The sequence below is a fragment of the Pseudomonas sp. GZD-222 genome (assembly GCF_049310525.1).
GTDB lineage: Bacteria > Pseudomonadota > Gammaproteobacteria > Pseudomonadales > Pseudomonadaceae > Aquipseudomonas.
On sequence record NZ_JBMOWO010000116.1, the window covers coordinates 1 to 19,602 of the forward strand.

Genomic DNA, 19,602 nt, shown 5'->3' on the forward strand with positions numbered 1-19,602 from the left:
CAGGTAACGCAGTGTGCCGCCCCGGAACGAGGTCGAAACGTAAAGCGATCCGCCTTTGCTGAACACCAATTCGCCCGCGGCATCGTTGCGCGCTGGGTTGGCCGCCTTGATCTCTTTCGGCAGGTTGTCGTAGGCGTACTTCACTTTCTCCCGGAACAGGCGCTTGGCGTCGTTCAGGGTATGGGCGATCAGGGCGCACTTGGCCGCCTCGAACAGTGCAGCATCCAGCTGGACGATACAGACCAGGGTCGTGAACCCAAGCTGCCTGGCCTTCAGGATGATGTTCCGGGTGTGCATCCCCTGGAAGTAGTCCACCTGCTCCTGCGTCATGCGGAAGCGGACCTTCTTGCCCTGCTTGTCAGTGATGAAGTAGAGGTTGTTCAGCCGCCAAAACCGATCCCGGAGCAGTTTCATGTGCTCGGGCTTCATGGTCAGGCATCCTTCGATAGTTCATCCATCAGCTGAGACAGCTCGTCTGCGTCTTTCGACTGCTCCTTGTCGTCCAGGCCGAATGCAGTGCGCTCGAGCACCTGCAGGTTCTTCATCGCCGAGGACAACTGGAAAAGGGTCTTGGCGTTGCTCGGCAGGGCGACCGCTGCGAGCATCGAGCTACGGCGAAATCCGCTCTCATCGTCGGCCGTCTCGTCAGCGATGGCGTCCTCGATCTCCTCGCGGCGCTTGATCGTGGTGAGCAGGTCATCCATGAGCAGGTTCGCAAGGTTCGTGGCCTTGCGAATGTCACGGCGGTGGCTGCGAACTACTGTCGCGCCCTCTTCTGCCGCCTCTTCGATGATCTCGGCGTCGAGTTCGCGGTTCGCGCCTTGGTCGTTGCGAACCTCTCCGCGAACCAGCTTGCTGCGAACCTCTTTACGCACCTGGTCTGATAGGTCCCGCGTCCAGTTCAAGGCCTTGGCCTTCTTCCTGATTGCGGTGTCACTCACACCATGGCGCTCGGCGATGGTTCTGATGGAAAGCGCCCCGGCTCGGTAGGCTCGTTCGATCGCCTCCCAGTCGGGTTGCTTGGTTGTCATGTGATGTCCTTACTGGTCTCGGGCAACTCGTAGCGTCCTGATCTTCCCGCCCGTGGCCGTATCGCGCTTAGCGGCCTTCTCTACCGCTTGGTAGGCAGTGGCGCCCATGTCCATCGCAGTAAAGGCATATGGCGAGCCGCTGCCGATTGCATAAGGCCGATCAAGCAGAAGTGGAGACTTCCAAAGTCCGGTTTCATTGTCGACTGCCGCCATCATCAACTTGTCGCCATCCAAGACAAGCGCTGTTGCATCGATTGATCCAGCCGGCTTGCCACCGAAGCAGGCATCTATCAACGCCTCGAAGTCAGAGACCGCGCCAGAGCAAACGAACATTACCCCGTTGCGCTCTACGCACTTTTCGTAGTCGTCGTAGGTGATGGTGTCGCCACGGGTTACCTGTGAGTCATAGGCGATCACGCCGTCTTTGTAGGCGATGGTGGTCATGACTGACCTCAGGCGAACGGATCGGTGGATCGAGCTACGCCCTTGGTCAGCCACATGCAGGCCTGCTGCAAGTTGGTCACGGCCAGGGCCATGGAGCGCTGGTCAACCTCGGGGAGTGCCTTGAGCTGCTTCACCAGTTGGGCCGCATCGGCCTCCAGTGCCTTGATGGAGTTGATGCCATCGATCTCGCTCTGGGTGAGGTCGCGGTAGCCGGTGATCTTCTTGTGCTGGTTGTCCATGGTGAATCCTCGAGTTGTCGCGCCACGAAATGGCGCCTATCGAATTTGTGGTTCGGCCTACCGCTTGCGCCGCTCGATCCCGCCCGGCCCGAACCGGCAATCCTTCAGGCAGTGCTCGCAGTTCAGTGCGCGGCACAGCCAGGCTTTCACCCGCTGCCAGTACATGACGATGAAGATGTGCCGAGCGCCGGCCATAGCCAGGGTGACGTAGAGAGTCGTCCCGGCCATGGATGGTGTGAAGAACCCACGGTCCGCCCGGGCAAGGATGGCGTATCCGCTCAGGGCAATGGTGGCGTAGATGATCTTGCCGATCACACCGTCCCGAACCTTTCCGCTCAGCACGCACCAGGTCGCCCAGATGGCGATCACGCCAGCGGATGCGCCGTTGATGTACTCGAGGATCATCCCGCACCTCCCCCGAACCTGGATTTGATCAGGGACCAAAGGTCGGCGGCTTTGATTGCACGGTGAATGGCGGCGATTAGGGAGCCACCAAAGGTACCCAGGAGGAAGCCGACACCGGCAACGCTCCGAGGCTCAACAATTCCGAAATAGGCGCTGACCATGCCCGTCAGGTAGTGCGCACAGGCAGCACCCGTGGACAGGAACAGCAGCCAGGCCTTTCGGTCAGTCAGGTCATCCCGGTGCCACCAACTGGCGACCACGGCCCCGATGAGGCCCGCAATAGCCCAATCGAGCTTTTCGAGCAGGCGGTGAAAAAGCTCCATGCGCTCGACTCCGATGGGCACGACTGGAATTGGAACGGCTCACACAGCACTCCCAGCTCGGAGCAATGGGTGTGGAGGAGCCGAAAACGAATAGGCCCAGACGAGTGCCCGGACCTCTAAAAGAAATACCACAATTTTGTTGTATTACCACATTTTTGTAGTAAACTGGACTCATCCAAACAACGAGGCGAGGTGATGAAGTTCAGCGAGTTCAGACGATGGTTGAAGGCCCAAGGGGTGACCTTCGAAGCAGGCAAAGGAAGCCACTTCAAGATCACCGCCCCGAACGGCAACAAGACTGTCTTCCCGGACCATGGCAGCAAGGAAATGCCAGAACCCACAAGGAAGGCGATCATTAAACAACTGGGGCTCTAAGAGCCCCTTCACCACGCCTGAGCGCTGAACGATCACCTCTGAGGAGAGACCATGTACGACTACGCAATTCGGTTTGAGCAGTACAACGAGCCAGGGCTGGCGATCATCTGCAGAGACCTCCCAGAACTGAACGGGTGGGGAGAAGATCGAGAGCACTGCATCAGCCAAGCGCTGGATGCGATCGAGACGACGCTGTCTATCTACGTTGACCGTCGCGAGGCAATCCCGAAAGCGTCGCCACCGCTGGAGGACGAACACGTTGTCCATTTGCCTGCGGTGACCGTGGCGAAAATCGTACTGTGGAACGAGATGATGGCCCGCGATATGCGCAAAGCCGATCTGTGCCGCCTGCTGGGCCTGGCCCAGACTCAAGGCGATCGCCTGGTCGACTTCCTGCACACATCGAAGATGGAGGCAATCGAGAAGGCTTTGGCTGCCCTCGGCAAACGCCTGGTGGTGTCTGTCGAGGCCGCATGAAAATGTGAGGGTCTCTCCCCTCCGTCCACCAAAGACGATCACAGCGCCGACACCCCTATGCATCGGTCTCGCTGATCCGGTCTCGCGCCACCCATGAAGCGTACACGGCATGGGTGCGCGGGCTGCCGGTGTTATTCCGTAGCACTGTACTACCGGCTTATCAGTGTCCAGGCCTTCCCGAAGGCTGCCCTGGCTGCAGTGAACTTTATTACAGGCACAAAAAACCCGGCGCAGTGGCCGGGACTCTTGAGGCCCTCTTGGGGCAATAAAAAACCCGGCACTTGGCCGGGTTCTTTGTGGTCACTCCTAAACGCGCAGGAATGACAGGATGGGTGAATATTCGGCGAACCGGCAGGCCCTGTCAAGGCCCTCTATGCAACATCTTGCTCATCGAAAAATACCCCCTCCTTGGTCAGGATCTCCCCAGCCTCAAGGAGCGCCTGATTCACCAGCGTATCCAACCCCTTGAATATCTTCCTGCGCCAGTCACGCCTGGTGCGCTCCGGCGTACCGTCGACGTCCCAGGTGTTCATGTCGTAGTTATGGGCTGGCAGGATGATGACGCCCTCACATGGCGCCTCCTGGCGCTGCTTGAGTTTGGCGTTGATAGCCTGCTGGGATTTAGCCACAGCCGCCTTTCTCCAGGCCGGAGCATCATCATCCACCTCAAGCGTCACCTTCTCCGCAGGGGACCGCTCAGCGCCTCCCAGCTGCGGATACGCCCACGCTGTAACTGCCTTGGTCAGGAACAGGCGCGGGGCAGGCGAAGACACATGCGATACGATCCGCCCGATAGCGCCGACCTTCGATGCCATGTGCGTTGAGTAGCAGGCGTTCAAGGCCATCCAGTGCTTTGGCTCCAGGCAAGAGTGAAGCCTGCCAAACACCCAGCAATCGGTGAGAAAAGCCGCCTCTTTGCCCACGATCTCGCCTTTGAGCTTGCTGGCCTGAATTTTTGGCGTGTAATCGCAGCCGCCAGCGCTGTTGATCGTCTCGGATGCCAGTGCACGAATTACTGCGGAGATAACGTCCCGATAGATCATTGCTCACCCCCTGCCCGCTTGGACTTCTTCAAAATGAATTCTTCGTAGCTACGTTTGCGCGCCAAGGCCGATCCCCAGGCCAGCGCGCCGCCGGACGCTACGAGCATCGCGGCCAACAAGATAAACGCCCATGCTGTGCTCATGCTGCAGCCTCCTTGAGCTGTTTGATCTTTGCCCTGCACTCAGCCTTGATGGGGCGCCTATTGCCGTTATGTGTTCTTTTCTCCGCAAACAGCGCGTCATGGTCGGACATGCCAGCAAGCTTTCTGCGGATGATGGTGGCGCCGCTGACTTTGACCCTTGGATCGCGAGCCCACTGCTCCGGAGCAAGCCGCTTGCCTTCAAACTCAATAAGACCTGCACGGCCGCGCCCCTCGTAGCTTTCCGGCTTGAGGCCGCGCTTCACATTGCAGCCCCGGCAAAGGATCCGGAGATTGCTTCTTTGGTTGTTTTGGCGGTTCTCATCGATGTGGTCGACATGACACGTCAACCAGCTCTCGCGCTTCGAACAGATCTCGCAGTCCCGACACCCTGGCCCAACGACTCCCCACATAACGCGGCGGTGCTCAAACACATAGCCTTTGCGATCAGCAAGGGCATGCTCTGGATCCCAGATACGCACATACCCGTTAGGCGTGACTACACGCTGGAGTCGGCTGCTCGGACGCTTCTCCGCATTCCCATTGCGCCTTACTCGGAAATAGTGTTTCTGGCATAGCTGAGCGGCCTTGTACCTTGCGGCTTGACCGCAATCTTTCACGCTGCATTGCATTGGATTCGAGCCTCCAGCCGCCGGGCTTTCTTTGTGAATACGGCCTTCAGCCGTTTCAGATATGGAATGTCGTGACGAGGGCTGGATTGATTGCACTCCAGCCAATCGACCTTGTCTTGGCCGATCTTCTCGATAAGCGCGGGCCGGTAGGCCATGATGTTTCCGCTCAGGAAGTTGTTGCAGGCGCTGCAGGACTTGTTCATGTTCCAAAGGTTGAACCGAAGGTGTGGGGCAGCGCCCACGCTGCGGAAATGCGAGCAATGCCACTGCCCCTGCCATGAGTCAGGCTTGTCGCAGCTGATGCAGCCCAAGTGCGCGTCCCGAAGACGCACATAGCGGTTGATCGCGGCCTGGGCCTCCCTCGCATAATCCGCCCGGGTCTTCAGCTTCTCCTTGCGTACCTTGATCTCGCTGCGCTCGCGCTGGTCGATCGCTTTCCGGGCTACCTTCAGGTTCGCCGGTTGCTTTGCAACAACCATGGCGCACTTCACGCTGCAGGCCTTTTGCGTCGACAGAGATGGCCGAAATTTGCCGCCGCAACCCTTGCAGGTCTTCTGCTTCACTTCCTTGAGAGCTGTCTTCATATCTCGTCGCCCCACTTGTAAAACACACCACCCATGGCGAGCGCGGTGCCGAATACCATCCAGAAGCCAGGGCTGTTCATGTACACCCCAAGCGTGGCCAGCTCTGCCGCCAGTGCACCGCCCAGTAGGGCAGTGATCGCTCCGTACACACTCTTCATGCAGCCCTCCCCCGGCGCTCGCCGTAGATCGCCATCATCAGGTCCTCTGGATGCGGCAGGAGCAGCTGTAGGTGCTCAGCGCAGTAGGCATCCAGCAGCTCCAGGTACTGGGTCATCTGCTGGGTGTTGAACTTGCGGGTCTTGGCCCGGCCAACGCGGTACCGAGTGCCGTCGGGCAGCTCGACCGGGTGAACCTCGGCTGGCCAGAGCTTGGCCACGAAGATCTCGTGCCACTCCTCGCTGCTGGCTGCCTGGCCGTAGGAGTCGCGGAGATGCTCCTGAATCAGGCCATTCCACATCCAGAGCAGGCGGTTCTGGGCGTCACTGCGCTTGTTCCGCACCTCGACGATGGTCAGGCGGCGCGGCTTGGCCAGGTCCAGGCCAGTGAGGTAGCCGATCAGGCGGGCGCGATCTTGCTCTGTGCGAAGCATCAGGTCAGCCATGGTCGACACCCTCAAGCAGGTTGCGCGCGGCCATGACAGCCCAATTGTCGCCAGATGTTCTGCTCACTTCTGCGAGAAAGCTGCGCATCTTTTCGTTCTCGGCCTTGAGCTGGTCGCGCTCGTCCAACACAGCCTTGTAGCCATCAAAGTTGCAGGAGATGCGCGCAATCAGCTCCAGCCGCTCAATATCTGCGAGCAGTCCTAGAGCAACCTCCTCTACCGTCCGCTCGCTGAGGAATTCATCCAGCGCGTCGGTGTGCAGGTGCAGATCCTGGTCGCCGGCCTTCCAGGCTCCTACCACTGCCCACAGCAGGGGCTGAAGCTTCGATTTGTCGATACTCATCGCCTGCCTCCTTGCGACTCGCGCTTGATCTTGAGCTGGGCCAACAGCTGCGCACGCGCAGCTCCACCCACGGTTGGGATGCCCTGAATTTCCAGCAGACGCGCCTGGCGGTGCTGGGCAAACTCTTCTGCCCGCTCCAGTTCAGTCTTCTGCCCGTCATGACCGATGCCGATGGCGATGTCTTCCAGTGGTTTACCCTGCACCAGCAGGCGGATGGTGATGTCGTAGGCCCGGTCGAAGATCCTGCTGGCCTTCTCCGATACCTGGCCAGCGAGGTTGTGCAGCTCGCACTGCAGCGCGGCATGGCGTACTGCTGGGTGCGACCAGGTGCGATTGCCCGCCCGGCTCGGGTTCGAGTTCTCCAGCGCTTCACGGAACGCCCGGTCGCGCGACGGAATGCCCAGCATCTCCGCCGTCGGCTGGCACCACTTGATGAACTTGCCCACGCTTGGAGCGAAGTCGCCACCGAACTGGCGGCAGTTCAGCAGGCCGTAGCGGATCTGCTCCAGGGTGTTGATCTCGGCGGCGACAAAGGCCTTGATCCAGCTGCGCTTAGCCGCCTTCAGGGCGTCGTCATCTGGCCACGCCTGCTTCCAGGCCGGGAAAATGGCCTGCAGTTCCTTGAACAGGGCGTTGACCACTTCGGCGGTGCCAGGCGGTAACTGCTTGGCAGTGACCGGGATCACTGGTGGCAGGTTGGCGGCCTTGGCCATGAGTTGGCTTGCGCTCTGCGGCGCCTTTTGCTTGCTCACAAGGCACCCAGTTCGTCAGCCCAAGTGGTGTCGTTGAAGTTTGGGCCGTTGGCCTGGCGCTTCAGCGGGAACTGGCGAACATTGCTTCCGGCAGCCTCGTCGCGCTTCACCCACTTCACCAGCAGGCTCACCCAGGACGCCTGAGTCTCTACGCGGCCAGACGCCGAGTAGTGGCAGACGAACGCGGCGGTGGCCTCAGCAGAGAAGTGGTCAACAGGGATGCCCATACGGTGGGCGTATGCCTTCAGGAGCTTCTGGTCAGGAACCCATTCAAGGGTCATTTCGCAGGGTGCCTTTGGGTCGACGGAATTTTCCAGCTCCGCGCGTTGAGTGTTGTGTTGATCTTCTCCTATTCCCTTCCCTTCCCTTCCGGGGTCTACCGCTCGACTACCAGTCGACGACTCCTCGGCGAATTGTCGACGACCGCTCTCCGACTCGTCGTCGAATGCCGATGGAGGAGCAGGGTATTTGAAGTTCTTTTTCTCGATCTTCTGGTGCTTCCAACCACAGACGTGGAGGTAGTTCTTGCCCTCGGTCCAGTAGCTGAGAATGAGGTTTGCCCCCTCCAGCTCCCCCAGTAGTTCACTCACCTCCTCGGCAGTAATGTCGTCGCCCGGAAAGACCAGGGCCTTGATGGTTCGAGGTGCCAGCGGGTGATTGCCGCCGTCGTCGCAGAAGTTCCAGATGCCGATGAACAGGAGCCTGGCCAGAGGACGGCAGGACATGACTTGCTCGCTCGACCAGAATTCGGGTTTGACAGTGCGAATGCGGGCCATCATTGGGCCTCCAGGTTGTACTGAGCCCATAGGCCGGCCACCCAGGTGACGCCCTTCGGGGTAAATTTGGTCTGGTTGAACGCATGACCGCCATCAGTGGTGCCGGTCTTGATGTCGAAGCGTCCGGAGTCGATGTGCTGCTGGTAGGCCTGCCATTCCCCGCCCATGCGGTACATGATCTTTTTGTCGAGCAGGAACTCACGGAAGCGGGCCTCATTAGCCCGAAGCAGCTTGGCTGTCTGGCGGAAGCCTTTCAGGCCGGTGGCTTCGACGTACTTGTCGACGAACTCAGCTTTCGGGGCGGCAATGGCCAGGGCCTGGGTGGCGGCCTGTTGCAGCTCGTACTGTTCCGCCCAGGCACGGGCAGCTGCTGCCGGGCTGGAGAAGTCTGGAAGAGTTGCGATGACACGCCCCCCTCCTTCGAGTTCACGCCAGCGCTTTATGACTGCCATTCGCATTGACGCGCTGTATCCGGTCAGCAGGCAGTCAGTGTGTTCGCGGTCGAGCAGGTATTCGGTCTGCTGGCGGTTCATCGTGTCGAGATAGATACGTCCAAAGCTGGACACATCTTCTTCGAGGTCAGTGAGCATCTTTTCGATATCCCGCTTCACGTGCTGGTGCTGCTTGCACGTCAAGTCAGCTATCTCGCGGGAAGACATTGTGCGCGCCACGTTTTCATGGTTCGGAATTCGTGGCGCGGAATGCAGGGTGTTGCCGGTATTCAGTGAACTGTGCATAATCAGCCCCAGAACGTTGTGAAGTAAGCAGTCAAAAAAGCCGGGATGCGACCCCGGTTTTTTTTCGCCTGCAATTTGGTGATTCAGTTGAGGTCTTCATCAGTCCCGCCTTTTTCAGGGACTATTGAGTCCAAGCCTCGCTTCGGTACCGGTAGATTCCGGATTTTTCCGGCGCCTTTTGGCCTGGTCTTCTCGAAGAAGCGCTCTGCGCCAAGCTGTGCGGCGTACTGCTCGGGCGAAACGCCCGCCTTCTTTGCCAACCGCTCAAGCTTCTCGTAGAGGCGTCCATCGATCCCATGGCAGATCGTGGTTTCGGGCACGTAGGCCTCCTTCCGGGCCTTCAGGCCATCTGGCTTTTGTCGGTAACATCGCTCTCGATGATGCTTTCCAGCTTTTCCTCGACGCACATGCGAACGAACACAGCCAGTTGCAGCTTGTGGAGTCGCGCTACGGCCTTCAGCGCCTCATAGGTCTCCTCGTCGTAACGCGACTTAATCTCCCGGTCTTTCAGGTGACTTTGGTCGTGATATGCCATGCGGTATTGCTCCTTGCTGTTGAAAGATTTAGGCGGCGGACAATGAGGCGGTGGGCGCAGAATCGATCTGCGACCACGGGAAAGAGGGGCAGAGTTCTGCGCGATCCACGGCACCATTTGTTAGCGCCTCTATCTGGAGAGCACGCTTTGGCGGGACGGCACGCTCTCCTGAACACCATTGATTAACGGTGGGTGCCGTTACCCGCAGTCGGCGCGCCATTTCCGCTTGGCTGCCCAGCAAGCGGGATGCTTCTTTGGCTGCTTCTGCTGATTTCATGAGTTCTCTCCTGGAGATTTCCCGATGAATATAAGGCATTACCTTATCAACAACAAGCCATTGCCTAACCAATATCGAAGTGTGCCTAATTAGGCAATGCTTACCGGACCAGAATTAGGCGCCGCCATTGAGGCCGCGCGGATCGCCAAGGGCGTATCGAAAAAGAAGCTTGCAGACGACTTCCAGGTGAAGCCTCCGTCGGTACAGGGCTGGGTGAAGAACGGCCGGATCGACAAGTCGAAGCTTATGGATGTGATCGCCTACTTCTCGGATGTGGTGGGTCCTGAGCACTGGGGGCTTCGCCCAGGCTTCACTTATGAGAGCCTGCCAGACGTGGCCACCGATCAATCAGCTGAAGAGCCGGCGGCCACCTCTGCAGCAGACATGGTCCGCAACATGCTCGCCAAGCAAGGTAAGGGGCTATCTGAGACTGCTCGCGCGCAGCTCATGGCAGCTGCCGAGGCGACTGATAAAGGGAATGTGATTACCGTCGACTTCTCCCGGCCCGGCCTGGTCGGCGATGAAGTGTGGATTGCCCACTACGACGTGAGGGCAGCCATGGGCGGCGGCCAGAATGCCCACGACTTCCCCGAGATGCTCAAAGATATTCGAGTCAGTCCAAGCCATCTGCGCGAGATCGGCGTCGAGTTCGAAGAACATTACCACCTGAAGATGGTGACCGGATGGGGTCAGTCGATGGAGCCCACCATCAAGCACCGTGACCCCTTGATCGTGAACATCAACATCCGCGAATTTGTTGGCGATGGGATCTATCTCTTCTACTGGGATGACCACATTTACATCAAGCGCCTGCAGGTCGCAGATGAGGATCATTTCGAGATGATTTCGGACAATACCAGGCACAAGGATCGGCTGATTCGTCGGGATATGACCTACATTCAGGCTCGGGTGCTGCTGGTCTGGAATGCCCACTTGGTTTAAACGAACAACCAATAAACATCTTTAGTAAAGTCGCAGAGCCACGCACGGAAGATCAAAGATGAAGAAGCGGTATAGCTTTAGGGGCAAGCATGAGCTTCGCGCAGCACGCAAGAGGGGCATGCGCAGTAATCGCGCCACCAAAGGTACCGGCGCCGCGATTGATGCAAATCCCATTTATTTAAAGCCTTTTAGTGGTGAATTAAAAGCGCGACGCCATCATGGCGACGCAAAACTGCAGGTGCCTGCAAAACTAGATCTTTACTCCAAGCCAAATTTTGAAACGTACAGTAGATTCATCAGAAATCTACGTGATATGGCTAAGTATAACGAACGAATAATTCTGTGCTTTAGACACACCCATCGAATCACCGCAGCGGCAGCTCTCCGGCTTCTTGCTGAAGTAGAAAGTCTTCAGACATCTCATGAAAAACTCAGCTTTGGATGCTCCATCCCTCCTAAGCGGCGGGGCAAGTATAAGAACTCAGATCGAGTAATCGAGGCCGTTCTACAGCAAATAGGGTTTTTCACGCTTATTGGCCAGCCTGAGCGGGCACCAATAAAGCAGGTTGACATAACAAGATGGAAGCAATCTTCCGGAAGCTTAGCAGATGGAAGTCTTGCTGCAGGGCTACTGAACAGCCTTCCTACCTCTATATCTAAAAAGTCTAAAGCCCACCTCTATAAAGGGGCTATTGAAGCAATGGCCAACAGCGTTGACCATGCTTATCCACAAAATGATTCAGAGCACCCAGAGCGAAAATGGTGGATGTTAGTCGGCACAACGAGTGACAAAATAACGTTGCTCGTTTGTGATCTTGGCGTAGGGATTCCTGTGACTCTACCTATGAAACATCCCGAATCGCTCCTAAAGTCAATTTTTCAGAGATTTGGCATATTGGGAAATGCTGACGCTGACCTCATTCACGCGTCTACCTTCATCAAGCGATCACGGACGAATCAGACCCACCGGGGCAAAGGTGGTGCTGACATTCGATCAATTACTGAACATTTCCCCACGGCCCTGCTCTCAATCAGAAGCAATAGAGGTTGCTATGTGGTTGCCGGACCTCAGCGCGAAGGATCAATGGCAGACGGCTATAAAGAGATTCCTGATACTGATGGACGGGAATGGTCAGCAAGCTATAATGGCTCAATCTTCGGCACGCTGATTGAGTGGACTGTATCTTTGAAGGAATTGGAAAAATGAAAGTCATCAATGTTACGGATTTTTCCGAGTTTCCAGGCCCACGTTATGCCTCGCTCGGCCCAAACTCGGGCGAAGATTTTCGTAAAACAGTTTTGATCCCAAATATCAATCAACACCAAGGGGATATCTCTGTAAATCTTGACGGCGCATTTGGGTATGGCTCTTCATTTTTAGATGAAGCTTTCGGCGGCCTAATCAGAGACGGCATCGATAGAATAATCGTATTGCAAATATGCAACAATCTAATATCTAACGAAGACCCATCTCTTAAACTAGAAATAACTCAATGGGTCAAAGAAGCGATAGCCGAATTAGATAAGAGCAGTTCTTCATGACGGATCAAGTTGATGCTAGTCTGAGTACAGGTGCATTTGTAGGCTGGACATTCGCTATTGTTGGCCTTATAGCCACTCTGTATGGATGGAAGGTGAGAGGCCGACAGCAACGCAACCTAGCTAAGCGGAAGGATATCCATGACTCGATTGACAAAGCAGTCAAAGCATTAATCGACTATGAAGATGGCGCTATATCATTCTGGACGGACAAAGATTCAAAGCTATCCAAAAACTCCATCTTGATCCTTCATAGACGTTTGACCGTATCTTTGAGGCAAATTGAGGAGCTCACTGGATCACCACCGCCGTATGAACTACTGCAGCAGCTCCATAGATCTGCCACTCTAGATTTTGAAAATGCCAAACGACCTATAAGCAGCAGTTCAGAACGTATCGCCAGAATTGCAATGTCATCAGGGAAGCTCCAAAACACTAGCTACCTGATGAAGTCTTGGAAGGAAGATTAGAGCGCTCAGCCTTGGCTGATTGAAGATTCACACCGCATATAAATACCATCCGCATTATTGCAGATCAGCCCGCCTCGGCGGGCTTTTTCATGCCCGTCAGAAAGGCGCCGCCTCCTCCACTTCTTCCTCCTCCCAGCCCCTCTCAATGATCAGGTCATCTCGATCCTCGGCGCTCTGCTGCTCCCACCTGACTGTCACGCTTCCGTCGTCATTGAAGGTTAGGTCCAGCTCTGGCGTTTCGGAAAGCAACCCCATTACCTCCTCCCATTCCAAATCTCTGTCCGTATCGAGCCGATGGATCGCCACCCACCGCTGCGACTGCGCGATCGGATGGTTGATCATCGAAGAGACCCGCAGACCAAGCCTCTCTAGCCCAGTCATTTCCTGGCGCGCCTGTGGTGCCGCCTTCTTCTGCTTAGCCATCTCCACCCCTTTAGCTGTATATCCATCCAGTATTAGGCAGAGCTTATATCAGCCTCCAGAAAAAGTAACCCCGATGAGGCGAAATTCGTCCGATCGAAAAAAGTTAGGCATTACCTATTTACAAGAATTAGGCATTGGCTTATCTTTCATTTCATCGAGGCGCTACTCAGCCCCTCGGAGGCCCTCAGGGCCGCCGCTCTTTAACAACCAGCGCAACAACCAACAGACCGCATTGCCTCTACCGGCGACCGGCGCCAGACAGCCCCGAAAGGCTGCCAACGACAGGGAGCACCCTGTACGGCTGACGAAGGCGAAATGCCTAAACCGTGTGAATGACCTGGCAAGCAATGCGCCCCGCGAATCCCAGCGGCAGAAGGGAGAGACACCGACTTGAATTAGCGCCCTGAGCTTCGGCATTGAGGGGCGCCGGACCTCATGCACCCTGCCCCACTTACCCGGGCATTCAGAGCTGTAGCGTGCATGTTGTAAGGACCTGCGATCCATGGCGAATAGGCACTGATTGCCGCCATGAGGAGGAAGCTCGAAGCCCACACCGACGAAGATCGGCCAACCCTGCAATCAGCGGCGGGTAACTGGCCAAACATCGCTGACGCAATACCCCGGCCTGTCGCCAGTAGCGAGGCCGGGAGCTTTCACCGATTGGCCTTGGCGACAGGGCCAGACGGGAAATCAACCGGAGAGCCACCATGGAAATCGTTTTCCTTACTGAAAGCCTCACGATCGACTCGTGGGACAAGGGTCAGGTCAGGGTCGTCGTGGATGTTGACCCGCAGAAGCTGATGGAAGATCTCGACGTCGAAGACCGCGTGAAAGGACTGGACGAGCACGAAGTCATCGCGGCCATGGGCATCAACAAGACGCTCAACCTATTGAGCGAGGAAGAGCTAACTGACTGGATCAAAAGCAGCGACTGCGACCCTATCGATCTGCTGAATGCCATCGGCGAAGAGTCAATTTTCGAGTGGGTTAACTCGCAAGCAGAATGAACAACCAGCGCCACGTCAGCCTGACGTTAACTGCCCGATGCCCTGCTCCCCATCGCAGGCTGCATCGGAGGCTGAGTTGAAGCCCTGCTTCGACACCCCTTACGGGAGTCCTTGAACCTGGAGATCAGCGCCAGGCAGCTCAACCTCCGATGCATCCCGCATCCCCTTCCCTTCACTTTCGACCGCATCGGCAGGTGTCAGGCCAGTCTCACGGCTGGGTTTGGTCACCCGCGCCTGGCTCCTGACCAATGCGGTTGGCTACCGAGGTTCACACGATGAGCAAAGACACAGGTGGACCGGCTTTCCCGGCACCCGAGGCTGCAAGAACTCTGTTCGGCGAGGGCCAGGCTGATCGCTTCATGGGCATGGAGCTGCGCGACTACTTCGCGGCCAAGGCCTTGCAAGGCCTGCTGTCTTGGTCTGGTGATGAAGCCAGTGGAAGCTATCACTCGAACAGCGATCCAGCGCATACGGCCAGCATGGCCTATGAGTACGCCGACGCCATGCTCGCCGCCCGGGTGAAGCCATGAGCGGCTGGATAGCTATCAAGGATCGGCTACCACCTTTGGGCGAAAGGCTTGATGCGCCATGCGAGGTGGGCGGCAAGAGTATCCCTCCGCTGAATCGCTCGATCGAGGTGATCGTATTCTCGAATGGTGGTGTTTTTAGTACGACTGTCGAGTGGTTCGATGGCGAAGAAACGCCCACCAGCAAAATCACTCATTGGATGCCACTCCCGGCGCCACCCACCGAGTAACCCACCACCTGGAGGCGACCATGGGCGCACTTCGCAAGGCACAGTTTGAGTACGACAACCGGCTCCCGCCTGCTGTGAGCGACGATGATGCCGCCCAGTCAGCGTGGATCGACAAACACGCCGCCGAGCTGGTGCTTGGCTACCGGGTCAGCTGGGGATATCGCGGCGACCGTGGCGAGATAACCCAGGCCGACATGGCCAGGGCAGTGCAGGATCGGCTGAATCAACGCCAGATCGATGGCCTGGATGCTCAGGACGCCTTCGGCCAGCTGGTAATGGCGGGGATGGGCACCGGCAGTGCTGGCTTCATCCTTGGCCTGTGCACGTACCTGCTGGGCGGCCGCAATGCACTCAAGGACATCGCCGCCGACCTGCTGCGCCCGCACGCGGCCAATGCCGTTGCCCTTGAGCGGGAACAGGATCGCTTGGAACGGGAGTGTGGATTTTGAAAACTCCCGAGCAGATGCACGCCCTGGCGATTGGCGAGGTGATGTCTCAGCTTCGCCAGCTCGCCAAGTCGCCCACCCCTGTTCCAGATCGGACATTTGTCCTTGGCATGCTGGAAGGTTTCGAGAAGATCGGAATCTTCGACCTCCAGACCCTGAACAACATCCGCGACAAGGTCTTCGTCACCACCACTCAACGCGTTGAGCAACTGAGGGATTCCGCATGACCACGCCAATCGTGAAGTCACTGGTTGATGAGCAGGTAGCCGAACTTCCATCGAGCCAATGCCTGCCGCCTGACCGCGTCCTGATGCTGTTCAAGGGGCCGACGTTCGCCGCTGCAGTGCATGAGGCCGAACTGGCCAGCATCGAGAACCCCGCCGCCTGGAAGTGCCGGGCCTGCATCTGCGGTGAGTGGACAGTTGGGTATGAGGTGCGGGCATGAGCGAAGTTTACTTCCACAGCAATCTTGACCTGATCGAGTTTAATAAACGGCTGCGCCACTACCTTGGCGGGGGCTTTCGAGGCCCTATGCACAAAGGGTGCGTGCTTGCTTCCTTGCGTTCTATCGCCAAGAACCCGCAGTGCCATTGGTATGGTGTTTCGAAGCTTCAACCGGTACAGAATTTCAAGCGCATCCCCAAGCCAAACCTCCCAGGGTGACGCCATGACTAGCTACCAGCGCGCCAAGCGCATCGCCTACTGGCGTGGATCTGCCCTCACCCTTCTTGCCTGCACCGCTTTCATGCTCGCCAGTTCACTGGCCGGCACCATCACTCAGTAACCCCTTCATCAGCGCCCACCGCATGGATGGCGCGGGAGATTCATATGTCCGCACAACAGCAGCTGATCACCGTCGACGACATCAGCGAAGAGAACGCCCCAGCCATCTACGTGCTGGGCGGTCTGAAACCTTTCCTTGAACACACCAGGTCACAGGTGTGCGGCGAAGTGCCCGACCTCACCACCCGGAAAGGGCGTGAACGCATCGCCAGTCTGGCGGCTGAGGTAAGCCGCTCGAAGAAGGCTGTGGAGAACCCTGGTCGCGACTACCTGCGTCGGCTGAAGGAAATGCCGAAGGTCGTCGAGGCTGAGCTGCGCGAGTTCGTGACGGCAATGGACAACCTCCGCGACCAGGTGCGCCAGCCGCTGAACGACTGGCAGGCTGCCGAGGATGCGCGGGTTGATCGACACAACACCGCTATTACCCACATCAAGCTAAATGCCGAGGCACTGGATGGCATCACCGCCGAAGACCTGGCTGACCGCATCGCCAAGGTTGAGGCCGTCGCCCTGGGCGAGAAGTGGCAAGAGTTCGAAGCCGAAGCGGCTCGGGCCAAGGACGATTCGTTGAAGGTGCTGCGCACTGCACTGAGCGCCCGCCAGCAATACGAAGCGGAACAGGCCGAGCTGGCCCGCCTGCGCGCCGAAGCGGAAGCCCGCGAGAAGGCCGACCGTGAGGCGGCCATCGCCCGAGAGGCTGCGGAACGGGAGCGGCGCGAAGCTGAAGAGCGCGCAGCAGCTGAGCGCGCCGAGGCTGCCCGTCGTGAGCAAGCTTTGATTGACCAAGCTGCTGAGGCCAAGCGCGCATCGGAACAGGCCGCGCGTGACGCCGAAGCCGCAGCCGAGCGCCAACGCCTCCACCTACAACTGCAGGCCGAGCAAGCCGAGCGCGCCAGGGTGCAGGCCGAGGCCGACTGCGTTGCTGCAGAGCAGCGGGCTGAGCAGGAGAAATCAGCAGCCGAAGCCCGTGCCAAGGCTGCCGCCGAGCAAGCCCGATTGGACGAGCGCCGCCGCGCTGACGCTGCAGCTGCCGAAATTCTCCGACAGCAAGAGGCTCGCGAGGCCGACAAGGCGCACAAAGCAAAGATCAACCGCGCCGCCCTGGACGCCTTCATCGCAGGCGGCATGCCTGAGGACTGCGCGAAGCAGGCAGTCACTCTGATCGCACAGCGCAAGATTCCCGCTATCCAGATCACCTACTGAGGTCATCATGAACGAAATCATTCAGATGCCAGCGCGAGAGTCTTCAGGCCTCACGGCTGCTGAAGTTCATCGCTTTTCTGCTGTAGAAATTCGCCAGCGGGTGAACCTGGTGCAGGAAGTGATGCAAGGCATCATGAAGCGAGAGACCCACTACGGGACCATCCCTGGTACGCCGAAGCCGACTCTGTACAAGCCAGGTGCTGAGGTTCTGTGTGTAACTTTCCGGGTTGCCCAGGAGTACCGGATCGAAGACTTGTCCACCTTAGGCATTGCCCGCTATCGCGTGACCTGCGTCGGCCGACACCAAACCACTGGCATCGCACTTGGGGAGGGCGTCGGCGAATGTTCCTCCGGCGAGGAAAAATACAAGTGGCGTGCAGCAGCATGCAAAGCCGAACTGGATTACACGCCGGAAAATATGCGGCGTAAGAAATTCTACAAAAACGGGAACAGCGTCGACCAGATCAGGACGGAACCAGCAGACCTTGCCAACACCATCCTCAAGATGGCCTGCAAGCGCGCCATGATCGCCATGACGCTCAACGTGACAGCCGCTTCGGACATCTTCACTCAGGATATTGAAGACCTCCCTGAGGAGCTTCGGCCGCAAGAGACCGGGCATACGCCAAGCCAAAAGGCAGCCGCAGTTCCACATGACCCTGCGCTATCCGATCATTGGATTGCCCAGGCAGAAGCAGCAGCAGCGCCAGAGGCATTGACCGATGTCTGGAAAGCAGGTGTAGCAGTCATCAATGAAGCCAAGGATACGACAGCCTACGAGCTCTTCAAGGCGGCAGTGGTCGCTTGCGGAGTGAAACTCAAGAGCGCCGCAGAGGCTGAGGCAACTGCCAGCACGGCAGTCGACACCGTCGCAGAGCAGAAGCCTGAGCAGCCGGACGATGAAGAAGTCGAGTTCGAGGAGGTTCCAGAATGATTATCGTGAATTGCGCGCAAGGGTCTGAAGAGTGGCACCAAGAGCGTGCCGGCGTTATTACTGCCAGCATGTTCGGTGATGCTCGCGCCAAGCTGAAATCAGGCCCTAACAAGGGAGAGCCAACCGCTAAAGCCCAGGACTACGCTTTCCGGCTTGCAGTCGAGCGCATCAGTGGCAAGCCGCTGGATGGTGGTTTTGAGACTTGGCAGATGCGTCGCGGCCACGAGCTTGAGCCTCAAGCCCGAATGGAGCATGAAGCTCAAACAGGCCTGATCGTGACTCAAGTTGGTCTCGTCAAAACCGACGATGGGGCATTCGGCGCCAGTGCAGACGGCTTCATTGGCGAAGATGGCGGGTCGGAATACAAGTGCTTTCTTGCCCCCGAGAAGCTGCGTTCTTTTCATATCGACAACGATGCCAGCGAGATCATGGACCAAGTGCAAGGCTGCATGTGGATCACTGGTCGCAAGTGGTGGCACATCGGGATGTATTGTCCTGCCCTTGAAGCGGTTGGCCGACAACTGTGGTGGCAGGAATTCAAGCGCGACGATGACTACATCGAGAAGCTCGAAGAAGACCTTTGGCAGTTCAAGCTTTTGGTCGACGAATATGAGGCCACGCTGAGGAGCAAGGCGGCATGATCGACAATCAAATCCTCGTCGGCGCCCAGCGCCAGGCGGAACTGGAGGCAGCGAAAGCTGCCTTCTTCGCATCTGGAGGTCAGGCAGTCGAACTGGCTGGCTACACCTATAAGCCTCTGCCCTTCCGGCGGCACCCAGAGCCCGCCCAGAAAATCCCGAAGGGTATCCAGCAAGGCGCGAGACAACAGCGCTCCAAAGAGCGCGCGGTCCTGATCGCCGAAATGGCAAAGACGATGACCTGCCGAGAGGTCTCCCAAAAGCTGGGCATCCCACAGAACACCCTTTGGACGATGTCGCAGCGGGAAGACTTCACGTTCGCCCCAGACTGCCAGGGAAAACGAAAGACGCCCTACACCGATCCGGTTGCGGACGCGAAGTTGGCCAAGCGAATCACTGCGCTGCGGGATATCGGACTGACTCGCCACCAGGTGGAGAAGAAGATCGGCATCGGTAATGGGACGTTGGTTCGAATCCTCAAAGCGTTCGACATCGATTTCCCGAAACGCGGCGAGCGACGCGAAGCCTCCAGCCGAGACGCATCATGAAGGCCCAACGGCTCCGCCTCATCTACCCCACGGCCTACTACCAGGGCCGGGCCTGCCGCCAAGACGGCAAATGTCGTCTTGCCCAGCCCTACGGAAACATGACCGTCGACGGCGGGTGGTGGCTTGCGGGCTGGCACGACTCTGATATGGAACTCACCCATGAAACTCAAACGAATGGCCCTGCAGCGCCACCAGCGC

36 protein-coding genes and 1 pseudogene are annotated in these 19,602 nt (G+C 57.9%); 17 read left to right on the forward strand and 20 right to left on the reverse strand.

Features of this window, described 5'->3' with window-relative positions:
• The 6 genes and pseudogenes from ACO6VD_RS21885 to ACO6VD_RS21910 form a co-directional block, all read right to left on the reverse strand.
• A pseudogene (locus ACO6VD_RS21885) lies at positions 1-429 on the reverse strand (terminase); the annotation flags it as partial.
• Between the two features lie 2 nt (positions 430-431).
• On the reverse strand, positions 432-1,031 hold the full coding sequence (locus ACO6VD_RS21890; protein WP_422422070.1) for a hypothetical protein: 600 nt from the start codon (positions 1,029-1,031) through the stop codon (positions 432-434).
• A 9-nt stretch (positions 1,032-1,040) separates the two neighbouring features.
• Positions 1,041-1,475: a proteasome subunit beta gene (locus ACO6VD_RS21895; protein ID WP_422422071.1), complete on the reverse strand. Its 435-nt coding sequence runs from the start codon at positions 1,473-1,475 to the stop codon at positions 1,041-1,043.
• 8 nt (positions 1,476-1,483) lie between these two features.
• A complete protein-coding gene (locus ACO6VD_RS21900; protein WP_422422073.1) occupies positions 1,484-1,714 on the reverse strand; it encodes a DUF7681 family protein in 231 nt (76 codons plus the stop codon).
• 57 nt (positions 1,715-1,771) lie between these two features.
• The gene (locus tag ACO6VD_RS21905) at positions 1,772-2,119 is read right to left on the reverse strand and encodes a hypothetical protein (protein ID WP_422422075.1); all 348 of its coding nucleotides are present in this window, start codon (positions 2,117-2,119) and stop codon (positions 1,772-1,774) included.
• A complete protein-coding gene (locus ACO6VD_RS21910) occupies positions 2,116-2,442 on the reverse strand; it encodes an MFS transporter (RefSeq protein ID WP_070572475.1) in 327 nt (108 codons plus the stop codon). The genes ACO6VD_RS21905 and ACO6VD_RS21910 overlap by 4 nt, the downstream gene beginning before the upstream one ends.
• A gap of 195 nt (positions 2,443-2,637) precedes the next feature.
• Between ACO6VD_RS21910 and ACO6VD_RS21915 the strand changes: the two genes are divergently transcribed.
• Positions 2,638-2,817: a type II toxin-antitoxin system HicA family toxin gene (locus tag ACO6VD_RS21915; protein ID WP_422422077.1), complete on the forward strand. Its 180-nt coding sequence runs from the start codon at positions 2,638-2,640 to the stop codon at positions 2,815-2,817.
• A gap of 51 nt (positions 2,818-2,868) precedes the next feature.
• Entirely contained in the window at positions 2,869-3,294 is a 426-nt protein-coding gene (locus ACO6VD_RS21920; protein WP_422422078.1) for a type II toxin-antitoxin system HicB family antitoxin, read from the forward strand.
• A 371-nt stretch (positions 3,295-3,665) separates the two neighbouring features.
• On the opposite strand, the gene ACO6VD_RS21925 is transcribed toward ACO6VD_RS21920, so the two are convergent.
• From ACO6VD_RS21925 to ACO6VD_RS21985, 13 genes are all read right to left on the reverse strand, one after another.
• Entirely contained in the window at positions 3,666-4,337 is a 672-nt protein-coding gene (locus ACO6VD_RS21925; RefSeq protein ID WP_422422080.1) for a hypothetical protein, read from the reverse strand.
• Positions 4,334-4,480, reverse strand: coding sequence for a hypothetical protein (locus tag ACO6VD_RS21930; RefSeq protein WP_422422082.1), 147 nt, complete (start codon positions 4,478-4,480; stop codon positions 4,334-4,336). The genes ACO6VD_RS21925 and ACO6VD_RS21930 overlap by 4 nt, the downstream gene beginning before the upstream one ends.
• Positions 4,477-4,743, reverse strand: coding sequence for a hypothetical protein (locus ACO6VD_RS21935; RefSeq protein ID WP_422422084.1), 267 nt, complete (start codon positions 4,741-4,743; stop codon positions 4,477-4,479). Before ACO6VD_RS21935 ends, ACO6VD_RS21930 begins: the two co-directional genes overlap by 4 nt.
• A 350-nt stretch (positions 4,744-5,093) precedes the next feature.
• Positions 5,094-5,693: a recombination protein NinG gene (locus ACO6VD_RS21940; RefSeq protein WP_422422086.1), complete on the reverse strand. Its 600-nt coding sequence runs from the start codon at positions 5,691-5,693 to the stop codon at positions 5,094-5,096.
• Positions 5,690-5,851, reverse strand: a complete 162-nt coding sequence (locus tag ACO6VD_RS21945) for a hypothetical protein (protein WP_422422088.1) — start codon at positions 5,849-5,851, stop codon at positions 5,690-5,692. The genes ACO6VD_RS21940 and ACO6VD_RS21945 overlap by 4 nt, the downstream gene beginning before the upstream one ends.
• Positions 5,848-6,294 carry a recombination protein NinB gene (locus ACO6VD_RS21950; RefSeq protein WP_422422089.1) on the reverse strand — a complete coding sequence of 149 codons (447 nt, stop codon included), beginning with the start codon at positions 6,292-6,294 and terminating at the stop codon, positions 5,848-5,850. The genes ACO6VD_RS21945 and ACO6VD_RS21950 overlap by 4 nt, the downstream gene beginning before the upstream one ends.
• Positions 6,287-6,637 (reverse strand): hypothetical protein, encoded by a 351-nt coding sequence (locus ACO6VD_RS21955; RefSeq protein ID WP_422422091.1) that lies wholly within the window; start codon positions 6,635-6,637, stop codon positions 6,287-6,289. The genes ACO6VD_RS21950 and ACO6VD_RS21955 overlap by 8 nt, the downstream gene beginning before the upstream one ends.
• Positions 6,634-7,389, reverse strand: coding sequence for a replication protein P (locus ACO6VD_RS21960; RefSeq protein ID WP_422422093.1), 756 nt, complete (start codon positions 7,387-7,389; stop codon positions 6,634-6,636). The genes ACO6VD_RS21955 and ACO6VD_RS21960 overlap by 4 nt, the downstream gene beginning before the upstream one ends.
• Positions 7,386-8,168 (reverse strand): DnaT-like ssDNA-binding domain-containing protein, encoded by a 783-nt coding sequence (locus ACO6VD_RS21965; protein WP_422422095.1) that lies wholly within the window; start codon positions 8,166-8,168, stop codon positions 7,386-7,388. Before ACO6VD_RS21965 ends, ACO6VD_RS21960 begins: the two co-directional genes overlap by 4 nt.
• Complete coding sequence (locus ACO6VD_RS21970; protein WP_422422097.1) at positions 8,165-8,902, reverse strand: phage antirepressor KilAC domain-containing protein; 738 nt, start codon at positions 8,900-8,902, stop codon at positions 8,165-8,167. The genes ACO6VD_RS21965 and ACO6VD_RS21970 overlap by 4 nt, the downstream gene beginning before the upstream one ends.
• A gap of 83 nt (positions 8,903-8,985) precedes the next feature.
• On the reverse strand, positions 8,986-9,222 hold the full coding sequence (locus ACO6VD_RS21975) for a hypothetical protein (protein ID WP_422422099.1): 237 nt from the start codon (positions 9,220-9,222) through the stop codon (positions 8,986-8,988).
• 20 nt (positions 9,223-9,242) lie between these two features.
• The gene (locus tag ACO6VD_RS21980) at positions 9,243-9,437 is read right to left on the reverse strand and encodes a hypothetical protein (protein ID WP_028941800.1); all 195 of its coding nucleotides are present in this window, start codon (positions 9,435-9,437) and stop codon (positions 9,243-9,245) included.
• 28 nt (positions 9,438-9,465) lie between these two features.
• Positions 9,466-9,714, reverse strand: a complete 249-nt coding sequence (locus ACO6VD_RS21985; protein WP_422422101.1) for a transcriptional regulator — start codon at positions 9,712-9,714, stop codon at positions 9,466-9,468.
• A 96-nt stretch (positions 9,715-9,810) separates the two neighbouring features.
• Between ACO6VD_RS21985 and ACO6VD_RS21990 the strand changes: the two genes are divergently transcribed.
• The 4 genes from ACO6VD_RS21990 (at position 9,811) to ACO6VD_RS22005 (ending at position 12,665) form a co-directional block, all read left to right on the forward strand.
• Positions 9,811-10,656: a S24 family peptidase gene (locus ACO6VD_RS21990; RefSeq protein WP_422422103.1), complete on the forward strand. Its 846-nt coding sequence runs from the start codon at positions 9,811-9,813 to the stop codon at positions 10,654-10,656.
• A gap of 118 nt (positions 10,657-10,774) precedes the next feature.
• Positions 10,775-11,863, forward strand: coding sequence for a hypothetical protein (locus ACO6VD_RS21995; protein WP_422422105.1), 1,089 nt, complete (start codon positions 10,775-10,777; stop codon positions 11,861-11,863).
• Positions 11,860-12,198: an STAS-like domain-containing protein gene (locus ACO6VD_RS22000; protein ID WP_422422107.1), complete on the forward strand. Its 339-nt coding sequence runs from the start codon at positions 11,860-11,862 to the stop codon at positions 12,196-12,198. The genes ACO6VD_RS21995 and ACO6VD_RS22000 overlap by 4 nt, the downstream gene beginning before the upstream one ends.
• The gene (locus ACO6VD_RS22005; protein WP_422422109.1) at positions 12,195-12,665 is read left to right on the forward strand and encodes a hypothetical protein; all 471 of its coding nucleotides are present in this window, start codon (positions 12,195-12,197) and stop codon (positions 12,663-12,665) included. Before ACO6VD_RS22000 ends, ACO6VD_RS22005 begins: the two co-directional genes overlap by 4 nt.
• A gap of 96 nt (positions 12,666-12,761) precedes the next feature.
• Here ACO6VD_RS22005 and ACO6VD_RS22010 read toward each other — a convergent pair whose 3' ends face one another.
• Positions 12,762-13,088, reverse strand: coding sequence for a DUF1654 domain-containing protein (locus ACO6VD_RS22010; protein ID WP_422422111.1), 327 nt, complete (start codon positions 13,086-13,088; stop codon positions 12,762-12,764).
• A 707-nt stretch (positions 13,089-13,795) separates the two neighbouring features.
• Between ACO6VD_RS22010 and ACO6VD_RS22015 the strand changes: the two genes are divergently transcribed.
• The 11 genes from ACO6VD_RS22015 to ACO6VD_RS22065 all read left to right on the forward strand — a co-directional run bounded on the left by ACO6VD_RS22015 (position 13,796) and on the right by ACO6VD_RS22065 (position 19,404).
• On the forward strand, positions 13,796-14,095 hold the full coding sequence (locus tag ACO6VD_RS22015; RefSeq protein ID WP_422422113.1) for a hypothetical protein: 300 nt from the start codon (positions 13,796-13,798) through the stop codon (positions 14,093-14,095).
• A 275-nt stretch (positions 14,096-14,370) separates the two neighbouring features.
• Positions 14,371-14,625 carry a hypothetical protein gene (locus ACO6VD_RS22020; protein ID WP_422422114.1) on the forward strand — a complete coding sequence of 85 codons (255 nt, stop codon included), beginning with the start codon at positions 14,371-14,373 and terminating at the stop codon, positions 14,623-14,625.
• Positions 14,622-14,852 carry a DUF551 domain-containing protein gene (locus ACO6VD_RS22025; RefSeq protein ID WP_422422116.1) on the forward strand — a complete coding sequence of 77 codons (231 nt, stop codon included), beginning with the start codon at positions 14,622-14,624 and terminating at the stop codon, positions 14,850-14,852. Before ACO6VD_RS22020 ends, ACO6VD_RS22025 begins: the two co-directional genes overlap by 4 nt.
• Before the next feature lie 20 nt (positions 14,853-14,872).
• Positions 14,873-15,301, forward strand: a complete 429-nt coding sequence (locus ACO6VD_RS22030) for a hypothetical protein (RefSeq protein ID WP_422422118.1) — start codon at positions 14,873-14,875, stop codon at positions 15,299-15,301.
• Positions 15,298-15,525: a hypothetical protein gene (locus ACO6VD_RS22035; RefSeq protein ID WP_422422119.1), complete on the forward strand. Its 228-nt coding sequence runs from the start codon at positions 15,298-15,300 to the stop codon at positions 15,523-15,525. The genes ACO6VD_RS22030 and ACO6VD_RS22035 overlap by 4 nt, the downstream gene beginning before the upstream one ends.
• Positions 15,522-15,743 carry a hypothetical protein gene (locus tag ACO6VD_RS22040; RefSeq protein ID WP_422422121.1) on the forward strand — a complete coding sequence of 74 codons (222 nt, stop codon included), beginning with the start codon at positions 15,522-15,524 and terminating at the stop codon, positions 15,741-15,743. The genes ACO6VD_RS22035 and ACO6VD_RS22040 overlap by 4 nt, the downstream gene beginning before the upstream one ends.
• The gene (locus ACO6VD_RS22045; protein WP_422422123.1) at positions 15,740-15,961 is read left to right on the forward strand and encodes a hypothetical protein; all 222 of its coding nucleotides are present in this window, start codon (positions 15,740-15,742) and stop codon (positions 15,959-15,961) included. The genes ACO6VD_RS22040 and ACO6VD_RS22045 overlap by 4 nt, the downstream gene beginning before the upstream one ends.
• A 165-nt stretch (positions 15,962-16,126) precedes the next feature.
• Positions 16,127-17,284, forward strand: coding sequence for a hypothetical protein (locus ACO6VD_RS22050; protein WP_422422125.1), 1,158 nt, complete (start codon positions 16,127-16,129; stop codon positions 17,282-17,284).
• Between the two features lie 7 nt (positions 17,285-17,291).
• The gene (locus ACO6VD_RS22055) at positions 17,292-18,218 is read left to right on the forward strand and encodes a hypothetical protein (protein WP_422422127.1); all 927 of its coding nucleotides are present in this window, start codon (positions 17,292-17,294) and stop codon (positions 18,216-18,218) included.
• Positions 18,215-18,859, forward strand: coding sequence for a lambda exonuclease family protein (locus ACO6VD_RS22060; protein ID WP_422422129.1), 645 nt, complete (start codon positions 18,215-18,217; stop codon positions 18,857-18,859). The genes ACO6VD_RS22055 and ACO6VD_RS22060 overlap by 4 nt, the downstream gene beginning before the upstream one ends.
• Positions 18,856-19,404 carry a hypothetical protein gene (locus ACO6VD_RS22065; RefSeq protein ID WP_422422131.1) on the forward strand — a complete coding sequence of 183 codons (549 nt, stop codon included), beginning with the start codon at positions 18,856-18,858 and terminating at the stop codon, positions 19,402-19,404. The genes ACO6VD_RS22060 and ACO6VD_RS22065 overlap by 4 nt, the downstream gene beginning before the upstream one ends.
• Positions 19,405-19,602 lie beyond the last annotated feature (198 nt).